At 62.1% G+C, this 23527-nt stretch carries 19 protein-coding genes; 8 read left to right on the top strand and 11 right to left on the bottom strand.

Annotated features, from left to right (window positions below):
- Positions 1–220: 220 nt before the first annotated feature.
- Positions 221–1459 (bottom strand): glycoside hydrolase family 5 protein, encoded by a 1239-nt coding sequence (locus tag AC0L3D_RS06595; RefSeq protein WP_473643570.1) that lies wholly within the window; start codon positions 1457–1459, stop codon positions 221–223.
- Positions 1460–1576: 117 nt separating this feature from the next.
- On the opposite strand from AC0L3D_RS06595, the gene AC0L3D_RS06600 reads away from it, so the two are divergent.
- The 3 genes from AC0L3D_RS06600 to AC0L3D_RS06610 all read left to right on the top strand — a co-directional run bounded on the left by AC0L3D_RS06600 (position 1577) and on the right by AC0L3D_RS06610 (position 5840).
- Positions 1577–3481 carry a heparinase II/III family protein gene (locus AC0L3D_RS06600; RefSeq protein ID WP_473643572.1) on the top strand — a complete coding sequence of 635 codons (1905 nt, stop codon included), beginning with the start codon at positions 1577–1579 and terminating at the stop codon, positions 3479–3481.
- 242 nt (positions 3482–3723) lie between these two features.
- Positions 3724–4713: a sterol desaturase family protein gene (locus AC0L3D_RS06605; protein WP_473643573.1), complete on the top strand. Its 990-nt coding sequence runs from the start codon at positions 3724–3726 to the stop codon at positions 4711–4713.
- The gene (locus tag AC0L3D_RS06610) at positions 4710–5840 is read left to right on the top strand and encodes a GNAT family N-acetyltransferase (RefSeq protein WP_473643575.1); all 1131 of its coding nucleotides are present in this window, start codon (positions 4710–4712) and stop codon (positions 5838–5840) included. The genes AC0L3D_RS06605 and AC0L3D_RS06610 overlap by 4 nt, the downstream gene beginning before the upstream one ends.
- Positions 5841–5935: 95 nt before the next feature.
- On the opposite strand, the gene AC0L3D_RS06615 is transcribed toward AC0L3D_RS06610, so the two are convergent.
- From AC0L3D_RS06615 to AC0L3D_RS06645, 7 genes are all read right to left on the bottom strand, one after another.
- Entirely contained in the window at positions 5936–7255 is a 1320-nt protein-coding gene (locus tag AC0L3D_RS06615) for a PQQ-dependent sugar dehydrogenase (RefSeq protein WP_473643623.1), read from the bottom strand.
- 63 nt (positions 7256–7318) lie between these two features.
- On the bottom strand, positions 7319–8404 hold the full coding sequence (locus AC0L3D_RS06620; RefSeq protein ID WP_473643577.1) for a c-type cytochrome: 1086 nt from the start codon (positions 8402–8404) through the stop codon (positions 7319–7321).
- The gene (locus AC0L3D_RS06625) at positions 8404–9027 is read right to left on the bottom strand and encodes a cytochrome c oxidase assembly protein (RefSeq protein WP_287238705.1); all 624 of its coding nucleotides are present in this window, start codon (positions 9025–9027) and stop codon (positions 8404–8406) included. Before AC0L3D_RS06625 ends, AC0L3D_RS06620 begins: the two co-directional genes overlap by 1 nt.
- Positions 9024–9404: a hypothetical protein gene (locus AC0L3D_RS06630; RefSeq protein ID WP_027151385.1), complete on the bottom strand. Its 381-nt coding sequence runs from the start codon at positions 9402–9404 to the stop codon at positions 9024–9026. Before AC0L3D_RS06630 ends, AC0L3D_RS06625 begins: the two co-directional genes overlap by 4 nt.
- A 7-nt stretch (positions 9405–9411) precedes the next feature.
- On the bottom strand, positions 9412–11928 hold the full coding sequence (gene ctaD / locus AC0L3D_RS06635) for a cytochrome c oxidase subunit I (protein WP_473643579.1): 2517 nt from the start codon (positions 11926–11928) through the stop codon (positions 9412–9414).
- The gene (coxB, locus tag AC0L3D_RS06640; RefSeq protein WP_473629086.1) at positions 11925–12914 is read right to left on the bottom strand and encodes a cytochrome c oxidase subunit II; all 990 of its coding nucleotides are present in this window, start codon (positions 12912–12914) and stop codon (positions 11925–11927) included. The genes ctaD and coxB overlap by 4 nt, the downstream gene beginning before the upstream one ends.
- A gap of 298 nt (positions 12915–13212) precedes the next feature.
- Positions 13213–13683 (bottom strand): nucleoside deaminase, encoded by a 471-nt coding sequence (locus AC0L3D_RS06645; RefSeq protein ID WP_023797791.1) that lies wholly within the window; start codon positions 13681–13683, stop codon positions 13213–13215.
- Positions 13684–13847: 164 nt separating this feature from the next.
- Here AC0L3D_RS06645 and AC0L3D_RS06650 point away from each other — a divergent pair, with 164 nt between their 5' ends.
- A complete protein-coding gene (locus AC0L3D_RS06650) occupies positions 13848–14285 on the top strand; it encodes a DUF2267 domain-containing protein (protein WP_091596603.1) in 438 nt (145 codons plus the stop codon).
- Positions 14286–14320: 35 nt separating this feature from the next.
- Here the strand turns inward: AC0L3D_RS06650 and AC0L3D_RS06655 are convergent, their stop codons facing one another.
- Positions 14321–14500 (bottom strand): hypothetical protein, encoded by a 180-nt coding sequence (locus AC0L3D_RS06655; RefSeq protein WP_473643580.1) that lies wholly within the window; start codon positions 14498–14500, stop codon positions 14321–14323.
- Between the two features lie 451 nt (positions 14501–14951).
- Here AC0L3D_RS06655 and AC0L3D_RS06660 point away from each other — a divergent pair, with 451 nt between their 5' ends.
- The 4 genes from AC0L3D_RS06660 to AC0L3D_RS06675 all read left to right on the top strand — a co-directional run bounded on the left by AC0L3D_RS06660 (position 14952) and on the right by AC0L3D_RS06675 (position 21002).
- Entirely contained in the window at positions 14952–16901 is a 1950-nt protein-coding gene (locus AC0L3D_RS06660) for a PrkA family serine protein kinase (RefSeq protein WP_023797794.1), read from the top strand.
- Between the two features lie 19 nt (positions 16902–16920).
- Positions 16921–18231, top strand: a complete 1311-nt coding sequence (locus AC0L3D_RS06665) for a YeaH/YhbH family protein (protein ID WP_473643582.1) — start codon at positions 16921–16923, stop codon at positions 18229–18231.
- A 9-nt stretch (positions 18232–18240) separates the two neighbouring features.
- Positions 18241–19863, top strand: a complete 1623-nt coding sequence (locus tag AC0L3D_RS06670; RefSeq protein WP_128166565.1) for a SpoVR family protein — start codon at positions 18241–18243, stop codon at positions 19861–19863.
- A 548-nt stretch (positions 19864–20411) separates the two neighbouring features.
- Positions 20412–21002, top strand: coding sequence for a DUF1772 domain-containing protein (locus AC0L3D_RS06675; RefSeq protein ID WP_473643584.1), 591 nt, complete (start codon positions 20412–20414; stop codon positions 21000–21002).
- A 21-nt stretch (positions 21003–21023) separates the two neighbouring features.
- Here the strand turns inward: AC0L3D_RS06675 and AC0L3D_RS06680 are convergent, their stop codons facing one another.
- Both AC0L3D_RS06680 and AC0L3D_RS06685 read right to left on the bottom strand, forming a co-directional pair.
- Positions 21024–21230: a hypothetical protein gene (locus AC0L3D_RS06680; protein ID WP_023797798.1), complete on the bottom strand. Its 207-nt coding sequence runs from the start codon at positions 21228–21230 to the stop codon at positions 21024–21026.
- Between the two features lie 226 nt (positions 21231–21456).
- Complete coding sequence (locus AC0L3D_RS06685) at positions 21457–23451, bottom strand: protein-L-isoaspartate(D-aspartate) O-methyltransferase (protein ID WP_473643586.1); 1995 nt, start codon at positions 23449–23451, stop codon at positions 21457–21459.
- Between the last annotated feature and the right edge of the window lie 76 nt (positions 23452–23527).

Raw genomic sequence — 23527 nt, forward strand, 5'->3', positions numbered from 1 at the left:
CGCGCGTATTCGCGACTCTGTTTACGACGAATGTATTAAACACTTGGTTGCTGACAAACCGGATCACGAGGAGAAGCCGCCAAGGTGGTTCAAAGCTGGACTTGACTGATTGACCAAAACTCTGCGGCCTGATTTAAGTGCCACCGACGGTTGCGGCCGCAGACCGTAGCTCCTGCCGTTGCGTGATTTGATGCTCCCCCGTGCAGCGGGGTAATGGCAGCTATGGCAGGCCCAGTGCCCGCAACATCTCCAAGTCCGGGACCGCAGGCCCTTCGGGCCGGATGACGGTCATCCCATGGGGATTGGCGAATTCCCAGACAGACCAAGGTATCGCGAAGCGTTCCGCCTGCTGGCGCACCGCCTCGAGATAGCGCAGACGGTCAGCGTCGAACGCGCCCATGCGGCCGTCCGCAGACATGAGGATGACGCCGAATTCGCCCATGAACAGCCGCCGGCCTGGAATGCCATGCGCCTCGGCCCAGTCGACCGCTTGACGGAAGCTCGCCTCGAGTTCGCTCGGCCCCCAATTCTGCTCGAAATACCGCGCGATTGCTTCACGCGCCGCGACCATGTTCATCACCTGCTCGACCGGGCTCAAGCCGGCGGCGTCCATCCGGGCCTTAAGGGTTTCGGTCACCTTTTCGGGCGTGCTGCTGTCGGCCGGCCAGGGCAGCCCCGAGGCGAAAGCGCCTGTCCCGTCAGACCGCTGGTGCGTGAAACTGTGCGGCTCGTACATATGGAAGCTGTAGTAGACATTCGGATCGTCAAAGCCGGGGGCGAGATTGACCAGTCCGGCAATGCTGCCGCCACAGGCGCCTGTTGCGACGATGGTGAGTTCACTGCTGACTGCGCGAATATCGCGGACCGTGTCTGCCATGATCCGCTGCCAGTCATCGCTGCCGCTCGAATCACAGGGGTAGTATGCCGGCTCGTTGTAAGGCTCGAGGGCTACCTTGTCGGTGCCAACCCTGGCCAGCATGGCGGCGACCGCCACAACCATTTCGCGATAGCTGGCAACGCCTTCGCTGTCGGCGCCGTCATAGATCATCTCCATGCTGTAGGCCGGAACCTGGGTGACGCCGTGCAGGTCGAAAACCACCTTGAGGCCGGCCGACGTGACCCGCTCGACCGCGGCGGCAAGTATGTCGAGCGCCTGCTGGCGCTTGGCGCCCCGGCTGGCAAGCAGAGGGCCGGGGTCGACGCTCAGCCGGACGAAGTCGAAGCCCATCGACCGAATGCGCGCAAACGCGTCGCCGGGCCAATCGGTGAGCGGCCTATGTCCAGCGCGCCACTCCTGCTCGCTGCGATAGGGAGGCCAACGGTAGGATCCATCCTCCTCCACCGGCGACCAGTTGAGCCATTCATGCACGCCAACGCCGCGCTGCAGCGGGATCGGCGCAGCGCTGGCGGCTATCGCCATGCCGAGCATCCACGCTGCAACAAACGCAGTCCTTCTCATCGCCACTCTTTCCGTTTCATGGTTGGAGATATTAACCGCAGGATCGGAAAAGAGGATTGCGGTCGCTCGGCTTTTCGACAGCATGGTATACAAGAATCCAAACCCTGGCGGGGCGGTATGAGAATCGGCTGGTACATCAACCGGTTGCGCAGCATGGAGCCGGCTGAGGTGTTGCACCGGCTGGGCGAGCAGCGTCGAAGGATCGCTTCGCGCCGCCGCGACGGCGGCTGGCAACGTTATGCTTCGCCCCGGTTGCATCCGGTGCTGCGTGGATTGCGCGATGCTGTGCTGGCTGCGACACCGGCACAACGGCAAGCCATAGCGGCGGCGGCGCAAAACACGCTTGGCGGCGAGTTTTCCGCACTTGGGCGGACATGGCCACGGCGCGATCCCGATCGGCTGTTTCCTCCTGAGCTTTGGCGCCTTGATCCGGTGACCGGCAGGCTTTGGCCGGGTGCCGAGGCCCATACTTTCGATATCGATTTTCGCCATGGCGGCGGCCGTGGCGATGTAAAATATGTTTGGGAGATCAACCGGCTGCAGCAGTTGCCGCCACTGGCCGCCCACCTGCTTCTCGCCGGCGACGACCAGTCCCGGAGGGCCATAGAGGCGGCGATCGACAGCTGGCATTCGGCCAACCCGCCGTTTCGGGGGGTTGGCTGGGCCTCCGGCATCGAAGTCGCGCTGCGCGCCATCAGCCTGATTGTCACCATGGACCTCGTCGGCGACCAACTGGGCGCGGCGACACGGCAGCAAGTGGGCGAAATACTGGCGGCAAGCGCCTATTGGCTGCCGCGGTTCCCCTCCCGGTTTTCCTCCGCCAACAATCATCTCGTCGCTGAACTGGCTGGCGAGTATCTGGTCGGCCTGGCGTTGGGGGCCGCACCCGACGCTGCACGCGGCGCCCTCCTGGCTGAGGCGCGCAAGCAGATTCTCGCCGATGGCGCCGGTGCCGAGCAAACCCCGACATATGCGGCCTTCACCGCCGAACTCATCTTGCTGTGCGCCGCTGCGGCACGCCAGGCCGGAACGCCGTTTGCCTCGCCCGTTGAAGCGCGCCTGGCCACTTTTGCCAATTTTGTCGCCTGGCTGCCACAAGCCGCCGGCTTTGGCGACAATGACGAAGGTCGCGTGCTGACGCTCGGGGACGAGCCGGACTATGTCCGATCCGTCGCCGCCGCCATCCATGGCTTTCTACAGATGCCGGGCAAGGCAGCGGGACCCGACGATTTTCGGGCGCTTGTCTTTGGCACGCCGTTGGAGCCGGCACCGGTGTCGCGTGGGCTGCAAACGTTCACGCAGGGCGGGCTCTCGGTCTGGCGCGGCGAGATGAACGGCCGCAGCATCGATCTGACATTCGACCACGGCCCGCTCGGCTATCTCTCGATAGCGGCTCACGGCCATGCCGACGCGCTGTCGCTCACCTTGTGCATCGATGGCGAGCCGGTGCTGGTCGATCCCGGCACCTGGCTCTACGGTTCGGGAGGCGTCTGGCGCAACTGGTTTCGCTCGACACCGGCGCATAACACGCTGAATATCGAGGGCAAAAGCCAAAGCATCATCGCCGGGATGTTCAACTGGTCGCACAAGGCGGTTGCGGAGTTGGTGGAGAGCGAGCCGGGAACGCACTGGAAGCTGCGCGCCCGCCATGACGGGTATAAAAGCCGCTTCGGCGTCATGCATCAGCGCACCGTGATGCACCGGGCCGACGGCATCGTCGTGACCGACCAACTGCTCGGCGGCAGGCGTGTGGCCGAGATCGTCTTTCAACTCGCAGCCGGCCTCGGCACCGACCGGGACGAAAACACGGTCACGGTACTGCGCGGCGATGAGCCGCTGATAGCCATGCGCTTTCCGGACGCTGCGGTCGACATCCGTGCCGGCGGCGACGCACCGGGGCAGGGCGGCTGGGTTTCACCGCGTTTTGGCGTCAGGCAGCCGGCCGAACGCATCGCCTGGCGTGGCGAAGTGGGCGACGACGGAATTGAGATACACATCGCGGCAATCCGCCGGCCGCTATGATAGCGACCGGCGCTGCAGCGGAGCGGCCTCTCCGGTGTTTCGGCCATGTTCGAGATTAATTGCGTTCGAACTTTTAGCGTTTTGTTACGGTTGAACTGCTAGTCTGGCGCAAATCCGGCATGCTTATGCTTGTTGCAGCCGCAATAGCCATTTGGTTGCCGGCAACATGCAGTGGGTTTGGCAAGTTTCTTGCTTCGCAATTCGCCGGATGGCCATCTTACGGCCCAGGAGCCACCGCAACGATGTTTTCTGAATTCGCCGGATTGATTGTGGAAAAGCTTTCGAACGTCGATCTGGTGACGCTCGGCCTCCTGTTTTTCACGGCACTGGGGAGCGCGGTGGTCGCTTACTGGCGGACTGTCGAGCATAAATCCCTCAGGGACTTTTTCGATTTCGCTTTCCCCGCGGAAGTCATCCTGCACCCGTCGGCGCGAGCGGATGTCCTATTTTGGGTCACCAAACGGGCGATAATGCCATTCCTGCTCATCCCTGCCGGCGTCACCTTTGTTGCCGCCGTCGGCTATGGGACGCACCAGGCAATCGGCTGGCTGCTCGATATCGAGGCGCCGCTCATCGATAGCGCGGCCGGGCCGGTGACGATCGCCATCTTCACCGCAACCATGCTGATCGCCTACGACATTTCATACTATCTCTACCATGTCGCCCAGCACCACTTCCCGTTCCTGTGGGAATTGCACAAAGTGCATCATTCGGCCGAGGTGATGGTGGGAATCACCAAGGATCGGGTTCATCCGCTGGACGACCTGATGAACCGCATGTGGGATGGCGTCATCCCGGGGATCTGCTTCGGCATCTGGAGCCTGATCGCGCTCGATCCGGTAGAGATCGCCATCTTCGGCATCAACGTCTATGTAGTCCGCAACATCCTGATGATGGACTTTGTTCGTCATACCCATTTCAAGATTTCCTTCGGCCCGTTGAACAACGTCATCTTGTGTCCGCACTGGCACCAGGTGCACCACAGCATCGACCCTCGCCACTACGACAAGAATTTTGGCCTGCTGTTTTCGTTCTGGGATCGCCTCTTCGGGACGCAGTTTGTCCCGGATCCGGATGAAGACCTCAAATTTGGTCTGATAGATCGCGATGTGCGCGACTATCAATCGCTCTTTGGGCTTTACATCCTGCCGCTCAGGAAGATGGGAGGGCATCTCCGCAGACCGTTCCAGAGGCGTCCCGATGCCATCGCACAGGATCGTTCCCCTTCATGAACACCATTGTTTCGATTGACGCTTCGAGCGCAGAGCGCCTGGAAGTTGTCCGTTCGGCGGATCGCCTGGCTGCGATCGAAGCCGATTGGGTGCATCTCTGGCATCGCACCGATGGGCTGGTCTTTCAGAGTCATGCCTGGATTTCGGCCTGGTGGAATACCGTAGCGGACCGTGACCAGCGCGCGCTGCGGATCGGCCTGGTCTGGAATGGTGGCAGGCTCGTTGCTGTCCTTCCCATGGCGATCCGCAAGCGCAAGGGCCTGCGGTTTCTCGAATGGGCGGCCAACAGCTATACCGATTACGGCGATATTCTCGTTGCTCCGGAATGCTCGTCATCGGCCCTGCAGGACGTATGGGCCCGGATCTGTGACGCCGGTGGCTTCGATATTGCCTTTCTTAATCGTCTCTTGCCGGGTGCGGCGGCCCGCAAGATTTTCACTCCGGATACCTCCAGCGGGATCAGGCTTCGGCCCAATCACAGGGAGGAAGTCAGTTATCGCGTCGCCGGACAGTGGGCGAGCGGAGCCGCGTGGTTCGCGGAGCAATCGAAAAAGACGCGGCAGAACTATCGGCGCGGCGTCAAGACGTTGGAAGAAGCCGGGGAAATGAAATTTCGCCTGCTTGCGCCAGACGAGCCACTGCAGCCGGTACTGGACCGGCTCTCTGCGCTGAAGCGCAGATGGCTGGTCGAGCGCAAGCGTGAATCGCAACTTTTCGAAGAGGGAGCGCCGGTACTGGCCGCACTCGTTGACGCGCTGGCGCGCGCCGGCGTGCTGCACATTTTCGTACTTGAATGCGATGGCGCGATGGTCGCGATTTCCATCAACTTCGTCCAGCACCACACCATGATGGCGTTCGTGACCACTTTCGATCCGGATTTCAGCCGGGCGTCGCCGGGCATGATCCTGATGATGGACTACATACAGTGGTCGTTCGATCACGGCTTGAGCACGGTCGATTTCCTGTGCGGTGCAGAGGCGTTCAAGCATAAATTCGCAACGCAGGGCGTTGTCCTGCAATCCGTTCTTGGGACGCGCACGGCGCAAGGCTCGCTCGCTTCCCTTGCCGATCGTATGCGTCAGAGGGTCCGGCATGCACGCGGGCGCGGATTGGCAACGACAGCTTGATTTCGGCTTGATCGGTGCGGGAACGCTGTTTCCGACCGGCAACGGCAAGCGGCGTCCTATCGCTTCCTCATCGGGTCGCCGGCAGCACGAACTGCTCACAGCGCCGATTGCGTCTGAGCTGGAACGACCCGCCAGACCTTGTTGCCGACATCATCCGCCACCAGCAGGGCGCCGCGCCGGTCTATCGCCACGCCCACAGGACGGCCAAAAGCCTTGTCGTCCTCGCTCAGGAAGCCGGTGAGGATGTCCTGGGGCGGGCCGGAGGGCCTGCCGCCGGTAAACGGCACGAAAATCACCTTGTAGCCGCTGTGCGGCCTGCGGTTCCACGAGCCATGCTGCCCGACGAAAGCGCCATTCCTGTATTGAGGACCGAACAGGTCGCCTGTGTTGAAGGTCAGTCCCAATGAAGCCGTGTGCGCCCCGAGCGCATAGTCCGGCTTGATCGCCTGGGCGACGAGGTCGGGCCGCTGCGGCTTGACGCGATTATCGACGTGCTGGCCAAAATAGCTGTAAGGCCAGCCATAGAAGCCGCCATCCTTCACCGAAGTCATGTAATCCGGCACCAGATCGCTGCCGATCTCGTCGCGCTCGTTGACGACGACCCAGAGCTCACCGCTTTGCGGGTGCCACGACAGGCCGTTCGGATTGCGCAGGCCGGAGGCGAAGAGACGCGTCTGCTTCGAGGCGAGATCGATCTCCAGCACGGCGGCGCGGTTCTGCTCTGCCTCCAGGCCGTTCTCGCCGACATTGGAATTGGATCCGACCGTCGCATAGAGCTTCGTGCCGTCCTGCGAGGCGGTCACGTCCTTGGTCCAGTGGTGGTTCCTCCCCGCAGGCAGGTCGACGATCTTCTCCGCTGGTGCGGTGATCTCGGTCGCACCCTCCTGGTAGGGAAAGGCCACGATTGCATTGGCGTTGGCGACGTAGAGCTTGCCGTTGAGCAGGGTCATGCCGAATGGCGAGAACAGCCCGGTGAGAAAGGCGGTTTTGGTTTCCGCCACCCCGTCGCCGTCCTGATCGCGCAGCAGCGAAATGCGATTGGCGGTATGCGTCCCCGCGCCGGCCTGACTCTGGAAGAAATCGACGATGAAGCGGCGTATGCTGAAGCCCTCCTCCGGCCTGGGCGGCGCATTGCTCTCGGCGACCAGCACGTCGCCGTTTGGCAAAACATACAGCCAGCGCGGATGGTCGAGCCCGCCGGCATATTCGTTGACTGCAAATCCCTGGGCCGCTGTCGGCTTCGTGCCCTGCGGCCACGGCGTGGCCCTGGCGACATGGACGGTCGGCAGCCAGGTCGGATTGGGCTCCGGCAGGGTCGGGTTGGGGCCATAGGTCTCGGCGATCGGAACGGTCGCCTCTTCGCGGGACAGGAAGAAGATCGCTCCCGCGGCAATTACGAAAACAATGATCAGCATGAGAAGGGCGGTAAGCAAGTTATTCACCAGAACCTCGAAAAAGTTGAAAGAACCCAAACGCACCTATCGCGTTGCGGTTGCGGACGGAGCGGCCGATCGGGAGAAGTAGGCCGCAAGCGCGCGGACGTCGTCGTCCTTCAGACCCTTCGCCGCATTGACCATGAGATGACCGAAGCGCGTTCCACCCCGCTTTCCCGCCCTGAACAGCCCAAGCTGCGTCTCGATGTAGCGCGCCGGCTGGCCGGCGATCGAGGGATAGAGTGGGCTGCGGTCGTGTCTTCCGTGACAGCCGAGACAGGCGGGCACATTGGCCTCCCTGACGCCCCTCTCGGCGATTTCCTTGCCGCGCCGGACAAGTGCTGGATCGCCCCCGCCGCCGGGATGCATCGCCGGCAGGGCAGCGAAATGCTTGGCCAGGTCCGGCCAGAGTTGAGGCCCTGCCGCAATGGCTGGCAGGCTCATCAATCCGCTTGCCCGGCCTTCCTCGGCATAGGCACGCAGGCTTTCAAGGAGATAGGCCTCGCTCTGCCCGGCCAGAACGGGTATCGCGGAACCGCGCCCAAAACCGTCCTCGCCGTGGCAGCGGGCGCAATCCGCGAGCGCTTGCGGCAGGGTTCTGGCAGCGTCTGCAGGAGGCGCAGGCCTTTCGCCATAGGCGAGATCACGATAGCTGGCTTCGTCCATCGACGGCAGTTCGCGCAGCAAGGCGACCATCGCCCAGACCTCGTCGTCGCGTTCCTGCGTCGGCCAGGCCGGCATGCCGGTGAAACGCACGCCGTGCTTGACGATACGAAAAAGTTCCGCGTCCGACCATTCGCCGATGGTCCCGGCAAGGTCAGGCGGCTGCGGCAGCATTCTCAAGACGACAGGAGATCGCGGCTCGCCCGGCGCACCGTGACAAATGGCGCAGCCGCGCGCGAAATGCCCGGCGGCCGGCTGAATCGCATGGCGCGGCAGAGCCTCTGGAACGTCGACCGCCAGGGCATAGGTGCGCACAGCCGATCGCATGGCGAAATGGAGAAACCATTCTGTGATCTTCCAGTGGCCGCTCGAGGCACCGACATTGAAAAAGCCGATCCAAGCCGCCAGCACCACGACAAAGGGCAGAATGGCAAGCGCGATGGCGAGCTTCTTCCAGCCGATATGCATCAGACCGTCTTTCGCGGTGGTGTGGCGAGGATGCGCGCGAAAAGCGTCACGCCGCCGGCCACGTACACCGCGGCGCCGACCAGAAGCATGATGACGCCACCAAGTTCCTGATCCTGCTGGGCGGAGAGCGCGACGCCGAAGCAGCTTGTCTCGCCGGTCCCATAAAGCGGCCGCGGGGTCAGCGCCAGCAGCGCGCCGAGCAAGGTCATGTGTATGGACGTCAGAAGCAGGGCAAAGGCGCCGGCGGCATTGCCTGTGGTGTCCGAGCCGCGGCGCGGCAGGCAGGCCAGCCACAGGAACAGCCCGGCGGCGAGGAACGTGGCCTGCTCGACAGCGGTGACAAACAGCGAGCTTTGCGCCAGAGCCCGCAAGGCCGGTGCGTGCCAGGACCAGACGATCATGAGTTCGACGAGGGAGGCGGGTAGCGCGAGGGTGAACGCCCGGCTTGCACCTGGTGTCGGGCCGAGCGGGATCCCAATCGCCATCAGCGGCGCTGCGATCGCCACCACTCCCATATGCGCCAGCATGTGCGCCGAAAACGAATCCCGCCAGCCATCGAGCAGCGGCCCGAGCCAGACCAGGGCGAGGACAAGGATGCCGAGGATGAGGCAGGCGCGTCTCACCGGATACACTCCGTCAGGAACAACGCGGGCATCGCGGTGAAGATCACGGCGATGAAGCTGAGACCCGAGAGCAGCAGCGTCGCAAAGCCCTGGAACAGGGTCCGGTCGCGTCTCGTCGGATCGTCATGCGGCGGATCGTCTGTGCCGAAGCCCCATTGCCGCCAGGCGAGCCATGCTGACAGCGCAATCAGCGACAGGGCGATCACGGTGGCGGCGGCGATGCCGGCGCGCACAGCGCTGAAACTCAGCCCGACAAGCTCGGGCTTGGCGCAATAGATCGCCGCGCCGATATAGCAAACAAGGAAATGCGCAGCCCACACCACCGGCGCGGTGAACAGCGTCCACAGTGTCTCGATCTGTTTCGGGACGAGCCGCATCGCCGCCTCACATCGCTGCCGGAAAGAGGCCGATTGTGGCGAAGGTGATGACGGCGGCAATCAACAGGAAATGCCAGTAGAGCACCACATTGCCTAGATCCAGGTCATGCTTCGGTGTCAGTCGGCCGGCCAGCGAGCGGGCCAGGCAATAGGCCTGCATGACTGTGCCGAGCGCTGCATGGGCGAGCACCCAGATCACCAGGATCCAGACGATTGCGGGATAGACGTGGCGCGTCGGGTCCATGCCTGGAGACAATGGCGCGGCCAGGCCTGTGGCGGACGCGGCAACGGTCGTTAGCAGGGACAGCACCAGCAAGCCGCGCATAGTGGCCGTAGCGCCGCGCCTGTTGACCGTGCGTGCCGCCACCATCAGGCCCCACGCCGCAGCGAACAGGCTGGCAGCCACCAGCGACCAGACCGCATCGGGCCCGGCAATCCCCGCGGTGAAGTTGGCATGGATCGTCCAGTAGAAGAAATAGCCGAAGACGAGGCTGGCGAACGCGGTGCCATCGCCCACCATGGTGATGAACATCGCCCACCAGCCGACCGAATCGGAGCCGGAGGCATAAAGCGGCAGGCTGAGGCCCAGGCCGACATCCTTTTCCGGTTTCTCGGGGATTTCGCCAGTGCCCGTCCAGAGCCAATAGATGATGGCGCAAAAGCAGATGATTGCGGCCAGCGCCGTCGCGATCCACCAGTGGAAGGTAAGCGCGATGAAGGCGCCTCCGAGCGAAAGAGCCGAGACGATGGTGACATGCGAGGTGCCGCCGACGCGCAGCACCTGGACGGGTTCGGCGTCGAGCACGGTGGTGACCAGTCCCTCGCGCCATCCCTCTTCCGCGTCGGGCAGATAATAGCGGCCTTCGTTGACCTTGCGGGCAAGGTCCTTCTGGTCCCACAAGGGGTAGCGGCTGCGCACGATGGGTATCGAGCGGACGCCCCAGTTCTCCTCCGGCTCGGAAATCCATTCCAGCGTGCCGGCATTCCACGGGTTGAATTCGCCGCGCGGCTGCCGGTGCTTTGGCCTGAGCACGTCGAAGACGACCACCAGCACGCCCGCGGCGAAAATGAAGGCTCCGGCCGTCGAGATCAGGTTCAGCCAGTCCCAGCCGATTTCGGCTGGATAGGTGAAGACGCGTCGGGGCATGCCGCGCAAGCCGCTCAGATGCATGGGGAAAAAAGCGATGTTGAAGCCGCAGAACATCAGCCAGAAGGCGATCCGCCCCATCCGGTCGGAGAGTTTCTTCGCGTCGATCAGCGGGTAATAGTAATAGAGCCCGGCCACCACCGGGAAAAGCATGCCGCCGATCAGCACATAATGGAGATGCGCAACGACAAAATACGTGTCGTGCGCCTGCCAGTCGAAGGGTGCGAGCGCCACCATGACGCCTGTCAGTCCGCCGATGACGAAGATGGCAAGCCCTCCGGTGCCGAACAGCATCGGGGTCGAGAAGATCACCCGGCCGGCCAGCATGGTGGCGATGAAGACGAAGATCTGCACGCCGGTCGGTATCGCCACCGCCTCGGAGGCCGCCGAGAAGAAGGCCAGCGAGATCTGCGGCAGGCCTGTCACAAACATATGGTGCACCCACAGGCCGAAGGAGAGGAACCCCGTCCCGACTGCCGCGAGCACGATCCAGGAATAACCAACGATCGGACGCTGCGAAAAAGTCGGCACGATCATGGCCATCAGCGCGATGGCCGGCAGGAAGATGATGTAGACCTCTGGATGGCCGAATATCCAGAACAGATGCTGCCACAGGAGCGGGTCGCCGCCGCGCGCCGCATCGAAGAACGGCCAATCGAACATCCGTTCCATCTCGAACAGGAGATCGCCGGCGATCAGCGGCGGGAAGGCGAACAGGATCATTCCGGCGACGATCAGCAGGTACCAGGCGAAGAGCGGCATCAGGTTGATGCGCATGCCCGGCGCGCGGCATTTCATGATGCCGACGATGAGCTCGACGGCGGCCGCGATCGAGGCGACTTCGATGAAGGAAAGACCGAGCAGCCAGATGTCGGCGCCAATGCCGGAGAACTCCTTGTCGGTGGCGAGCGGCGGATACATGAACCAGCCTGCCGACGGCGCCGCATTGAAGAAGATCGAGCCGCAGACGAAGATGCCGCCGAGCAAAAAGCTCCAGAAACTGAACGCTCCGAGGCGTGGAAACGGCATTTCGCGGGCGCCCAGCATCGGCGGCAGGAGGAAGATCGCGACCGCCTCGAAGATCGGTACCGCGAACAGGAACATCATCACCGTGCCGTGCAGGGTGAAAGCCTGGTTGAAGAAGTCGGCCGAGAGAAAATCGTTGTCTGGCACAGCGAGCTGCATCCGCATCAAGAGCGCGAGCACGCCGGCAAACAGCATGAAGGCGAAGGCCGCAGAGCCGTACCAGAGGCCGATCTGGTAATTGTTCACCGAGGTCCAGTAGCGCCAACCGGTCGGATTGGCCCACACAGCGCGCAGCCGCTGTTCCTGCACCTTGTATTCTTCCGGCGAACGCTCCTTGACCGCAGCGCTCATCGCAGGCCCCTCAGCCAGGCGGCTATGGCGCGAATATCGTCCGGCGGCAACATGTCGAAGGCCGGCATCCCGGAGCCAGGCTTGATCAGGTCGGGCCGGGCGATGAAGCGGGTGACGGCGTCTTCGGTGTTGGGCAGGATTCCGGCTGCGACGGTGGCGCGGGAACCGATATGCGAAAGATCCGGGCCGATCAGGCCGCGCGCATCGGTGCCCGCGACGAAATGGCAGGACCCGCAGCCATGGCGCAGGAACAGCGCGCCGCCGCTCGCGCCGGCCCCTTCCGCGGGAATTGCCTGGGCGGCAAGCCAGGACCGGAAGGCTTCGGGCGCCATGGCGACGGCCGAGAACGCCATCAGCGCGTGAGACGTGCCGCAATATTCCGCGCACGGACCGCGGAATATACCAGCTTTGGTGGCCATGATCGAAAGCCTGTTGGTGCGGCCGGGGATCATGTCCATCTTGCCGCCGAGCGGTGGGACCCAGAAGGAATGGATCACATCGGCGCTTTTCAGGGTCAATTCGACCCGCTCGCCGACCGGCAGCCTGATCTCGTTGGCGGAAGTGACCGGCGGTCCCTGAGGAGGGTGATAGACAACTTCCCACCAGAACTGCCTGCCGGTGACTTCGATCCGCAGGGCGGCGGGGCTCGCCTGGGCGAAGGGCCGAAGGCCAGGCATCAGCCACAGCGCATAGGCGAGCAGCGCACAAAGCGTGACCGAGGGGAAGACTACGCCGCCCCAAAGGATGATGCTGCTGGCAGATTTTTCGGCCAGCCTGCGGCGATTGACCAGGGCTGCATGAAGAAGCAGGCCGACCACGCCCAGCCAAATGACGGCGCCGCCGCTTAGCATGACCCAAAACAGCATTTCTATCTGCTGCGCTTCCGCTCCCGCGGGCTCAAGTGCCGACTGAGTGCTCGACTGGGCGCCGGCAGAGCCGCTCGCGAGCAACAATGACGCAGCTGACAGGCTGAAATATCGACCCATTTGCAACCCCTCCGCGGTAAACCGGCGAGAGGGGAGGAAGGTTCCGGGCAACTGAGCTTTCCAACTGGTGGAATGAACGTGTCGGTCGAGTCCGAATGTAGGTTCCAGTCGGCGGTTTTGCGTGTCGGCGGTTTTGCGCGCGAGTCTTGAGATGCGCACCGGGATTTGCGATGAACGCGTCGATGGCTTTCTGCAACAACACGCGGGCCTCGCGTGTCAAACCTTTGGGCCGGAAGTGGCCGGAGCTCGTGGCGCCGCAGAGGCTACGGATTCTTCACAGCAGTCCTTTTTGGTTCGGTCACCAGAAATCCTTGTGGTCGGTTACGATCTCTTCTTCGAGTTCAGGGAATGGGCCACGGATTGCTACATGGCGCCGTCCGGCGGCGAACACTTGGTGACAACTCAGATCGAGGGTCAGATTCTCCGAATTGTCTCCGGTCAGCTCGGCCAGCCGCCTTTCGCTGAGTCCGTAGACCACGGTGCCGATGCCAGCCCAGTAACAGGCCCCGGCGCACATGCAGCACGGCTCGACCGAGGTCACCAGAGTGCATCGCTCGAGAAAGGTCGGGTCGTATTGCTGCGCGGCCGCGCGGGCCACGTTTGCCTCTGCGTGGCCAACGCCGCGATCCCGGGCGTAGGTGTTGCCCGACGAAAGCAGCACGTCGCCTTCCGGCCCGACCAGGAGCGCCCCAAAAGGATGATTGCCACTCGCCCGGCTCTCGGTGGCGATCTCCACGGCGAGACGTAGATATTCGGTATCGCTCTTCATGGCGGCCTCCTAGGGGTGCCCGTTCGTAACTGTACGCGTAAAGAGCTCTTGGACAATTTTCAACGAGTGACGAAACAATTGCGCTCGATCGCCGTTTGCGCGTCATGGCGGGTATTTTGGGCGGGTGATTTGGGCGGGTGTTGGATTGCCCAGAGGAGGCGACGATGAGCGCAACCGGCTTGGAAGTTTTTGACAAAACCCTGCAGACGACAAACATCTGGCTGGACGAGATCATGGCCGATCACGGGCCCGACAGGCGCGTGGCCTGGCATATGCTGGGAGCCGTTCTACGCACCTTGCGGGATTGGCTGCAGATCGAACTGGCTGCCAATTTGGGGGCTGAACTGCCGCTTCTTGTGCGCGGAGCCTACTATGATCGGTATCGGCCGCGTGATCTGCCGACGAGCAGCCGTTCGCTGGAGGATTTTTTGCAGCGGGTGGCCGAGGAGATGAAATCCACTCGACCGGTGAATCCCGAGGATGCGACGAGATCCGTGTTCAAGGTACTCGCCAGGCATGTCGACCTCGGCCAGTCGGCCAAGGTGCGGGACGCGTTGCCGAAGCAGATCCGGGCGCTTTGGCCCGAAAGTGTTGGAGTCTAGCAGCAAGACCAAAGTCGGGCCTGCCGATGCGGTTCTCAACTGCCTCCGCCCGGGCGATCGTTTTCCTCGCGATACAGTCGCTCGGTGGCCCGATCGCTTTCTCTGCGCTCTGCAGGCCCACGGCGTCGCCACGTAAGGAGTGCGTAGGCGAGCACGATTGCCAGCAGTAGCGGGCCGCCAGCAACGACGATCAACCACATGGTGTTCTCGAACATGGAACATCTCCTTTCCCTCGTTTCGTTACCGAGCAGGAGCGAAACCGTTGCTCCCGGTGCAGGGTTGGACACCGCAGTGCAACTCTCTTCGCCGAATGGCCAGTGATTCGCCATTCAACTGCTTAACGCGGGCAACTGCTGAACGCGGGCAACTGCTGAACGCGGGCAACTGCTGAACGCGGGCAACTGCTGGGCGGTTTATTCCCTCAGAAAGGCAACTTGTACCCAGCGGGCTGTTGCGCTCGGCAAGCGCTGGTGGAAGAATGGACTTCCCTCGGAAACGTTCCATTGTGCGAGCCATTCGCTGGCTGACTTCCAGGCGTTCACGATATCTGTCTGGACCCCTAACATCCGGTCGCGGACGCACTACGTGTAATAGGGAACCACAAAGGCTTTCCGACAGTTGAGTGAAGAGGCGACAGCAACCAGACCGGCCGGGGCGAGGAATACCATGCGCGAGAACCACTCCGACGTCTTCGATCTGTTTTCGGAGATTTACACCAATGCGGCGCAGGAGGAGATAAGCATCCAGCAATATCTCCTTGCCTGCCGCGAGGATAAATCGATGTATGCTTCGGCGCCCGAGCGGATGGTCGAGGCGATCGGCGAGCCCACCCTGATCGACACCAGCATGGATGAGCGGCTCGGCCGCATTTTCTCGAACAGGACAATCAAGGTCTATCCCACCTTCGCCGAGTTCTATGGCATGGAGGACACGATCGAGCGCATAGCCGGCTATTTCCGCTATGCCTCTCAGGGGCTCGAGGAGCGCAAGCAGATTCTCTATCTGCTTGGCCCTGTCGGCGGCGGCAAGTCCTCGCTCGCCGAACGGCTGAAGAAGCTGATGGAGGAGCGTCCGATCTATACGCTGAAGGTCGGCGGCCAGATCAGTCCGGTTTTCGAATCGCCGCTCGGGCTTTTCAATCCTGACCGCATGGGCGACCTTTTGGAGGACAAATACGGCATCGCGCGGCGCCGGCTGAACGGTCTTATTTCGCCATGGGCGGCCAAGCGCCTCGACGAACTGTCCGGCGACATCTCCAAGTTCAGCGTCGTCAAGCTGATGCCTTCGCGGCTACGCCAGATCGGCATCTCCAAGACCGAGCCAGGCGATGAGAACAACCAGGACGTTTCGGCCCTGGTCGGCAAGGTCGACATAAGACAGCTCGAGCATTTCAGCCAATCCGATCCGGACGCCTATTCCTACAGCGGCGGCCTGAACCGGACCACGCAGGGGCTGCTCGAGTTCGTCGAGATGTTCAAAGCGCCGATCAAGGTCCTGCATCCGTTGCTGACCGCTACCCAGGAAGGCAGCTACAACGGTACGGAAAACTTCGGATCTTTCCCGTATCAGGGCATCGTCGTAGCCCACTCCAACGAATCGGAATGGCTGCAGTTCAAGAACAACAAGAACAACGAGGCATTCCTCGACCGTATCCTGGTGGTCAAGGTGCCGTATTGCCTGCGGGTCACCGAAGAAAGGCAGATCTACGAAAAGCTGCTGCGCGAAAGCGAATTGGCCTCCAGTTCCTGTGCACCGGAGGTTCTCGACATTCTCAGCCGGTTCACCGTCTCGACCCGTCTGGCCGAGCATGACAATTCGCCGCTCTACACCAAGATGCGCGTTTATGACGGCGAGAACCTCAAGGACATAGATCCCAAGGCGAAGTCGGTTCAGGAATACCGCGATGCCGCCGGGGTCGATGAAGGCATGACCGGCGTCAGCACGCGCTTTGCCTTCAAGATCCTGTCGCAGACCTTCAACTACGACACCAAGGAAGTGGCCGCCGATCCCGTGCACCTGATGTACATTCTGGAGGAGGCGATCAAGCGCGAGCAGTTCCCCAAGGAAACGGAAGCCGCCTATCTCGACTTCATAAAGTCGGAACTGGCCACGCGCTATGCCGAGTTCATCGGCCATGAAATTCAGAAGGCCTATCTGGAGTCCTACAGCGAATACGGCCAAAACCTGTTCGACCGCTACATCGCCTATGCCGATGCCTGGATCGAGGACCAGGACTACAAAGACCCCGATACCGGCCAGATCCTCAATCGCGAGGTGCTGGACAACGAACTGTCGCAAGTCGAAAAGCCGGCCGGCATTGCCAACCCCAAGGACTTCCGCAACGAGGTCGTGAAGTTCACGTTGCGCGCAAGGGCGAGGAACCATGGCCGCAACCCGTCGTGGACGAGCTATGAAAAGCTGCGCGAAGTCATCGAGAAGCGGATGTTCGGCCAGGTCGAGGATCTGCTCCCGGTGATCAGCTTCGGCTCCAAGCAGGACAGCGTAACGGAGAAGCGGCATACCGAGTTCGTGCATCGGATGGTCGGACGCGGTTACACCGAACGCCAGGTCCGCCGGCTGGTGGACTGGTACATGCGGGTGAACAAGGCGGGCTGAGTCCGGCCGGGATGGTTCCATGCCGATCTTTGTCGATCGCCGACTGAACCCAAAGGACAAGAGCCTCGGCAACCGCCAGCGCTTCTTGAAGCGTGCGCGCGAAGAGCTGAAGCGAACCATCCGGGATCGGATCCGTACCGGCAAGATCGCCGATGTCGACAGCGAGCACACCGTCTCGATGCCGGCGAGGGGCACAGCAGAGCCGAGCTTCAGCGATGCCAAGGACAGCGGCAGGCGACAGCACATCCTGCCGGGCAACAAGCATTTCGCCCCTGGCGACCGGGTTCCCAAGCCCGGCCAGGGCGGCGGCGGCTCGTCTCCCGGGAAAACGGTCTCGGAGGACGATTTTCGTTTCGTGCTCTCGCGCGAGGAGGTGCTCGACCTCTTTTTCGAGGATCTCGAACTTCCCGACATGGTCAAGCTCAACCTCAAGGAGATACTATCCTTCAAACCGCGCCGCGCCGGGTTCGCTGCGACCGGTTCGCCGACCAACATCAATGTCGGGCGCACGATGCGAAACAGCCATGGTCGCCGGATTGCGCTAAGGCGCCCCAAGCAGGAGGAACTCGATGCGATTGCGGAGCAACTCGCACTCCTGGAGGCCGAGCCGCAGAGCGCGGCGCCGGCACGCCAGCGCATTGCAGCGTTGCGGGAGGAGCTTGAGCGACTTGAGCGCCGCCGCAAGCGGATCGCCTATGTCGATCCCGTCGACATCCGCTTCAACCGTTTCGACGCCCAGCCCGTGCCGAATGCCAATGCGGTCATGTTCTGTCTCATGGACGTATCCGGCTCGATGGGCGAACGCGAGAAGGATCTGGCCAAGCGCTTCTTCGTGCTGCTGCACCTGTTCCTGAAACGGCGCTACGACCGCACCGAAATCGTCTTCATCCGCCATACGCACGAGGCGCAGGAGGTGGACGAGGAAACCTTCTTCTACAATACGCAAAGCGGCGGCACGGTTGTTTCCACGGCACTCGAGGAAATGCACCGCATCATCGCGCAACGCTATCCCAGCAACGAGTGGAACATCTATGCCGCCCAGGCGTCGGACGGCGACAATTTCGTCACCGATTCCGAGCGCTGCATCGGCCTGATGGACGGCCAGATCATGCGCCTGTGCCAGTATTTCGCCTATGTCGAGATCATCGACGAACGTGAGAGCCATATTTTCGGCACCACCGACAATGGGACCTCGCTCTGGCGCGCCTACAGCGTAGTCAACCAGCGATGGCCGAATTTCCAGATGAGCCGTATCGCCAACGCAGCCGACATCTATCCGGTCTTTCGCCAGCTCTTTGCCAGGCAGCCGGTCCTGCAGAAAAGCGCTTGAGGGGAGCCGATGGCGAACCAGACCAGCACGTCGGGCCAGACCAGCAAGTCGGGCCAAACCAGCAAATCAGGCCCAACCAGCAAACCAGGCCAAACCAGCAGATCAGGTTTGCTCTTTTCGGGGTCCGACTGGGATTTCAAGACACTGTCGCGCGCCTACGACGCGATCGAGGCGATCGCGATCGAAGAGCTTCACCTCGACATCTATCCGGTGCAGATGGAGATCATCTCGTCCCAGCAGATGCTCGACGCCTATTCCTCGGTCGGCATGCCGCTGATGTATCGCCACTGGTCCTTCGGCAAGCATTTCCTCTACCAGGAATTGCTCTATCGCAAAGGCGGGCGGGGGCTCGCCTATGAGCTGGTGATCAATTCCAATCCTTGCATCGTCTACCTGATGGAGGAAAACACAATGGCCCTGCAGGCCCTGGTGACAGCTCATGCAGCGCTTGGCCATAATCATTTTTTCAAGAACAATCATCTGTTCCGGCAATGGACGGACGCCAGCGCGATCCTGAGCTATCTGGACTTTGCCAAGGGTTACATTGCCCGTTGCGAGGAGCGGCACGGCGTTGCCGCGGTGGAGGCGATCCTCGATGCGGCCCACGCGCTGATGGAACAGGGGGTCTTCAGATATCGCCGGCCGCCGAAGCTGTCGTCGGAGCGGCAGCGTGTAGGCGTTCGTGAGCGCCTGGAGTACGAAGAGCGTTCTTACAACGATCTGTGGCGCACGCTGCCGCCTTCGAAGGGCGGAGACAATGTTGGGGCAAAGGATTCCAACATCGCGGAGCGAAAGAAAACGCTCAAGCTGCCCGAGGAGAACCTGCTTTACTTCCTGGAAAAAAACAGCTTGGTCCTGGAGCCTTGGCAGCGTGAAATCGTCAGGATCGTCCGCGTCGTCGCGCAATACTTTTATCCGCAGCGGCAAACACAGGTGATGAACGAAGGCTGCGCCACCTTCGTGCACTACACGCTGATGAACATGCTGTTCGATCGTGGCCTGATCAGCGAAGGCGCGATGCTGGAAATCCTGCGCAACCATTCGAACGTGATCTTTCAGCCAGGCTTCGACGACCCGCGGTTTTCCGGTATCAATCCTTATGCGTTGGGCCTCGACATGATGCAGGACATCCAGCGCATAGCGACCGAGCCGACCGCCGAGGATCGTGACTGGTTCCCCGATATCGCCGGCAACGGCAATTGGCGCGAAACCCTGCTCGACGCGTGGGCGAACCATCGCGACGAATCTTTCATCCGCCAGTATCTGAGCCCCGCCCTGATGCGGAAATGGCGGTTCTTTGTCCTCGCCGACGCCGCCAGCGAGCCGCATTACGAAGTCGCGTCGATACACAATGAGCGTGGCTACGAAAAGATACGCGCCGGGCTCGCCCAGAGCTACGACATCGGCGCGAGCCGGCCGGATATCCAGGTTGTGGATGTCGATCTGCTCGGCGACCGGCAGTTGCGACTGGAGCACAAGGTGAAGAACGGCATCATGCTGGAGGAGGCCGGTCGCGACGCGACGCTGCGCCATATCCGGACCCTGTGGGGCTATGAGGTCAGCCTGGCGGCGATCGATGCGCAAACCGGCGCGACGCTCAACGAACGTTCGACCAGCCAAATCGGGGAATGACCAAAACCGGAATGGCCGGCGACGGCGTCGTTCTACAGCCGGGTTTTTACTCCTGGGTCCAATGCCCCGGGTCCAATGCCCTGGCCGTCGGACCCGGGAAGGTCGGTTCCGTGGGGATCTCCGGTGGTATATCGGGAGGAATTTCGACGGGCTGCCTTTCGGGGCTGGGAACGGGATCAGGCGAAGGCGGAGGAACGCCCGGAGGCTCACCAGGCGGAGTCTCCGGCGGAGCAGGCGGCCGGGCCGGCTCAGGATTGGGATTATCCGGTATCGGCACGGGATTGTTCGGGTCTGGATCAGGATCGGTCATCGGAGACTCCCCGAAGCTTGCTTCACATCTCCTCGGCGCCAATGTGTTTCCACTCAACAGCTCCGGCGCCAATGAATAGCTCGTTCTCGCTGTCGACCCCGGCCTAGACGTGGGTCGTTCACAGCGGCATGTGTCTCCTTCCGTTTCCTCGGAGGAGGATCATCCAGGGTGACAACCATCGCGCCGAACGATGGTTCCATGCCTTGGCGGTGGGGCTCAATGCCAGCGGCGTTGAATAATGGAGCGGCGGCTCCACCTTAGTCGCCTTTACCGTGTCGGCGAGCACGCTATGTACGCCGCGTATTGCCAAGACGCTTCAGGGAGGAACAGCATGCGCGCGTTCATGATTGTCACCCTTCTTCTGGTCGCAATCGCAATGGCGCTGTCGCTCGCACACGCGTTGGAGTTGCCCGGCAAGTTGCGCCTCAAGGAGGCCACCTACAAATCTGTGCAGGAGATCTACTATCCCGGCTTCACGATCGGCGGGTTTGCCGAGATCGGCGGCATCATTGCACTCGCCATCCTGCTTTACCTCACGCCCTATCCAGGCGGTCGATTCTGGTGGACTTTGGCGGCCCTTGTCTTCCTGGTGGCGGAACATGCGACCTATTGGCTGGTAACACATCCCGTCAACAATTTCTGGGTGCAGGACGTCGCAGTGTCGAAACCAGCCGCGACGTTTTTTTCACTGCTCCGCCGGAAGCAAAGCGGCGACTGGAAAGACTTGCGCGATGTTTGGGAAGCCTCGCACGTCGCCAAGGCAGGCCTGGCGATGCTGAGCCTGATCTCGATTGCTGTCGCCGCGACATTTTATGCTGGGAGTGAATAGCGCGTGGGATGCGCAGCGACGCTACTTGTTCGTCCGCATCTTTTGCCTTGGATTGATCCCGCCAAGGGCGTTGGTGTCGTTCTCGACATCGCCCTCGATGGTGTTTTCGCCTTCGAGCAAGAGTTCGTCGCCTTCCTTGATCGTGCCCTTGGAGCTGCCGATGCCGGGATTGTTCCTCAGATCGGCATCGCTCGGCTTTTTCCACTTTGGATGTTTGGTTCCGCTCATGGCACAACTCCTTCGAAAAGGGTCCTGTTCTAGAAACAGCAGGGCGCGATGAATGTTCCGCCGAAACTCACCTTGATGGGGCCTTGTCCGCGAGGCGGCTAAAGCGCGTCGCATTTGGCCGGCCTCACGCGACGCGCTTTAGATTGTTGTTTTATGCATGTCGTTATCGCAAAACCACTGCGCACCCTCGGGTCAGGCCCGAGGGCATGCTTTTGCGCGACATGCATTAGAGCCCGAACGGATAGGTGTCGGGAACGCCGGTTCCGACATGCTCTGGCCCAAGCGGCGTCACCGCGACGGTTTCGTCAAACCAGACGAACGCGTCAAACTGCTGGGCAAGAGAGGCATTCGCGTAATGGCTGCGCAGTTCGGTTTCCGGCCGATAGATCACGCCGATGAAGCGCTCCAGCCGACGCTCCAGAAGCCGCTCGCGCAACGTATCGTCGCGCTTGATGTCGAGCAGGAAACGCGAGACGCCGCTATCATGGCAAAGCCGCTCGTAGCTATCGCTATGGGAAGGCCGCACCCGCTTGATCTCCATCTCGCTGTCCCAGTCGGAGGCCGCGGCGACTGTCCCGGAATGCGTGCTGAGCCCGATCAAGGCTGCCTCGTCGCCGAAGCGCTGGCGGCAGAACTGGCCGATGTTCACTTCGTCCCTGACAATCCCCATTTCGGTGTAGCGGGCATCGCCGATATGGGAATTATGCGCCCACACGACTGCCTTGGCGTTGGGGCCGCGAGCTTCCAGCAGATGCTCGAGCGTCTCGAACATATGGGTATCGCGTAAATTCCAGGACTGCGCGCCGCCATAGTACATGATCCGGTAGTAGCGTTCCGCGGAAGCGATCAGCCGGGCATTCTGGGTGGCATCCATGAAATCGACGCCGTCCTGCTGGGCATAGTCGAGTTGCCTGGCAAGCAGTTCGCGGCATTGTTCGAGCACGGCCTGCTCGCATTTCTCGTAGCCGGAGGTGAGCGCGACACGGCCGTAGGTGGATGGTTCATGTTGCCAAGGCGTCAGGCAGCCATAGCGTTCACGCGCGATCTTTGCTGCCTGCGGATCGACCCGGTCGAGATATTGCAGAACCGCGGCGATCGATCCGCTCATATTGTAGATGTCGAGGCCATAGAACCCGGCTAGCCGGGACGATAGCCTGATGCGCTCGTCGTGATGTCGCATCCAGTCGACGAACGCCGCAACGTCGGTGTTGCGCCACATCCAGGTGGGAAACCGCTGGAACGGCGGATCGGCGTTGGCGCGTGGCGGCCGATGGCGGACGTAGCGGTCGATCGCCGCTGCATCAGGCCAGTCGGCCTCGACAGCGACAATGGTGAAGCCGTGCTTCTCGATGAGCCTGCGGGTGATCGCGGCGCGGGCCCGGTAGAACTCCGACGTGCCGTGGCTCGCTTCACCGAGCAGGACGACGCGCCGGTCGCCAAACCGATCGAACAATTCGCCGAACGCCGGATCGTCGAAATCCGGCAGTGGTTCGGCCGCCGCCGCGATCATCTCCGGCAGGCTGCGCGTGCGTGCGCGTCCGGACGGGCGATCATTCGCGATACGATTGCCGTTCTCGGGCCAGCCCTGCTCGCCAATGAGCGGGACAAACCGCACGCCGCCGAAATCCTCCTCGCTGTAAGTTGCAGCGCCGGTTCGGGTGACCTTGAGAAGGCGCTGATCATGCGGATCGTCGCCGACCGGGATGACGAGCCTGCCACCGACGTCGAGCTGTTCCTGAAGCGCGAGCGGCGCACCGGGTCCGCCGGCGGCGACCAGAATGGCGTCGAAGGGCGCTGCGTCGGGCCAGCCTTTGGTGCCATCGCCGGTGCGGACTTCGATATTGTCGTAGCCAAGCTCTTGGAACCGCTGTCTCGCCGTTTCGGCCAACCCGGCGTGGCGCTCGATCGTGTAGACGCGTTCGACGATCCGGCTCATCACGGCAGCCGCGTAGCCCGAACCGGTGCCAACCTCGAGGACATGGTCGCCCGTTCCGATTTCCGCCATCTCGATCATCAAGGCGACGATGTAGGGCTGCGATATCGTCTGACCCTCGGCGATCGGCAACGGCCCGTCCTCGTAGGCGAATTCTTCAAAGCCGGGAGCGACGAAAGCCTCGCGCGGAGCCTCGCGCATCGCTTCCAGCACTTCGCGGTCATGGATGCCACGGCGGCTGAGATGGACTTCGACCATTCGGTTGCGTGCGTGGGAAAGATCGAGCATCTTTTTGCTCCTCTTGCGAGCAGACAGCCCCCGATTGTCCCCTAATCGTGCCCGACGGCTCATCGGGTATGCGCTC

This window comes from Mesorhizobium sp. WSM4837, from assembly GCF_055811435.1.

Excerpts from the sequence above, each read along its gene's own strand:
- AC0L3D_RS06595 (WP_473643570.1), bottom strand. The coding sequence starts at position 1,459 with ATGAGAAGGACTGCGTTTGTTGCAGCGTGGATGCTCGGCATGGCGATA.
- AC0L3D_RS06600 (WP_473643572.1), top strand. The coding sequence starts at position 1,577 with ATGAGAATCGGCTGGTACATCAACCGGTTGCGCAGCATGGAGCCGGCT.
- AC0L3D_RS06605 (WP_473643573.1), top strand. The coding sequence starts at position 3,724 with ATGTTTTCTGAATTCGCCGGATTGATTGTGGAAAAGCTTTCGAACGTC.
- AC0L3D_RS06610 (WP_473643575.1), top strand. The coding sequence starts at position 4,710 with ATGAACACCATTGTTTCGATTGACGCTTCGAGCGCAGAGCGCCTGGAA.
- AC0L3D_RS06615 (WP_473643623.1), bottom strand. The coding sequence starts at position 7,255 with ATGCTGATCATTGTTTTCGTAATTGCCGCGGGAGCGATCTTCTTCCTG.
- AC0L3D_RS06620 (WP_473643577.1), bottom strand. The coding sequence starts at position 8,404 with ATGCATATCGGCTGGAAGAAGCTCGCCATCGCGCTTGCCATTCTGCCC.
- AC0L3D_RS06630 (WP_027151385.1), bottom strand. The coding sequence starts at position 9,404 with ATGCGGCTCGTCCCGAAACAGATCGAGACACTGTGGACGCTGTTCACC.
- ctaD (WP_473643579.1), bottom strand. The coding sequence starts at position 11,928 with ATGAGCGCTGCGGTCAAGGAGCGTTCGCCGGAAGAATACAAGGTGCAG.
- coxB (WP_473629086.1), bottom strand. The coding sequence starts at position 12,914 with ATGGGTCGATATTTCAGCCTGTCAGCTGCGTCATTGTTGCTCGCGAGC.
- AC0L3D_RS06645 (WP_023797791.1), bottom strand. The coding sequence starts at position 13,683 with ATGAAGAGCGATACCGAATATCTACGTCTCGCCGTGGAGATCGCCACC.
- AC0L3D_RS06650 (WP_091596603.1), top strand. The coding sequence starts at position 13,848 with ATGAGCGCAACCGGCTTGGAAGTTTTTGACAAAACCCTGCAGACGACA.
- AC0L3D_RS06655 (WP_473643580.1), bottom strand. The coding sequence starts at position 14,500 with ATGTTCGAGAACACCATGTGGTTGATCGTCGTTGCTGGCGGCCCGCTA.
- AC0L3D_RS06660 (WP_023797794.1), top strand. The coding sequence starts at position 14,952 with ATGCGCGAGAACCACTCCGACGTCTTCGATCTGTTTTCGGAGATTTAC.
- AC0L3D_RS06665 (WP_473643582.1), top strand. The coding sequence starts at position 16,921 with ATGCCGATCTTTGTCGATCGCCGACTGAACCCAAAGGACAAGAGCCTC.
- AC0L3D_RS06670 (WP_128166565.1), top strand. The coding sequence starts at position 18,241 with ATGGCGAACCAGACCAGCACGTCGGGCCAGACCAGCAAGTCGGGCCAA.
- AC0L3D_RS06675 (WP_473643584.1), top strand. The coding sequence starts at position 20,412 with ATGGAGCGGCGGCTCCACCTTAGTCGCCTTTACCGTGTCGGCGAGCAC.
- AC0L3D_RS06680 (WP_023797798.1), bottom strand. The coding sequence starts at position 21,230 with ATGAGCGGAACCAAACATCCAAAGTGGAAAAAGCCGAGCGATGCCGAT.
- AC0L3D_RS06685 (WP_473643586.1), bottom strand. The coding sequence starts at position 23,451 with ATGCTCGATCTTTCCCACGCACGCAACCGAATGGTCGAAGTCCATCTC.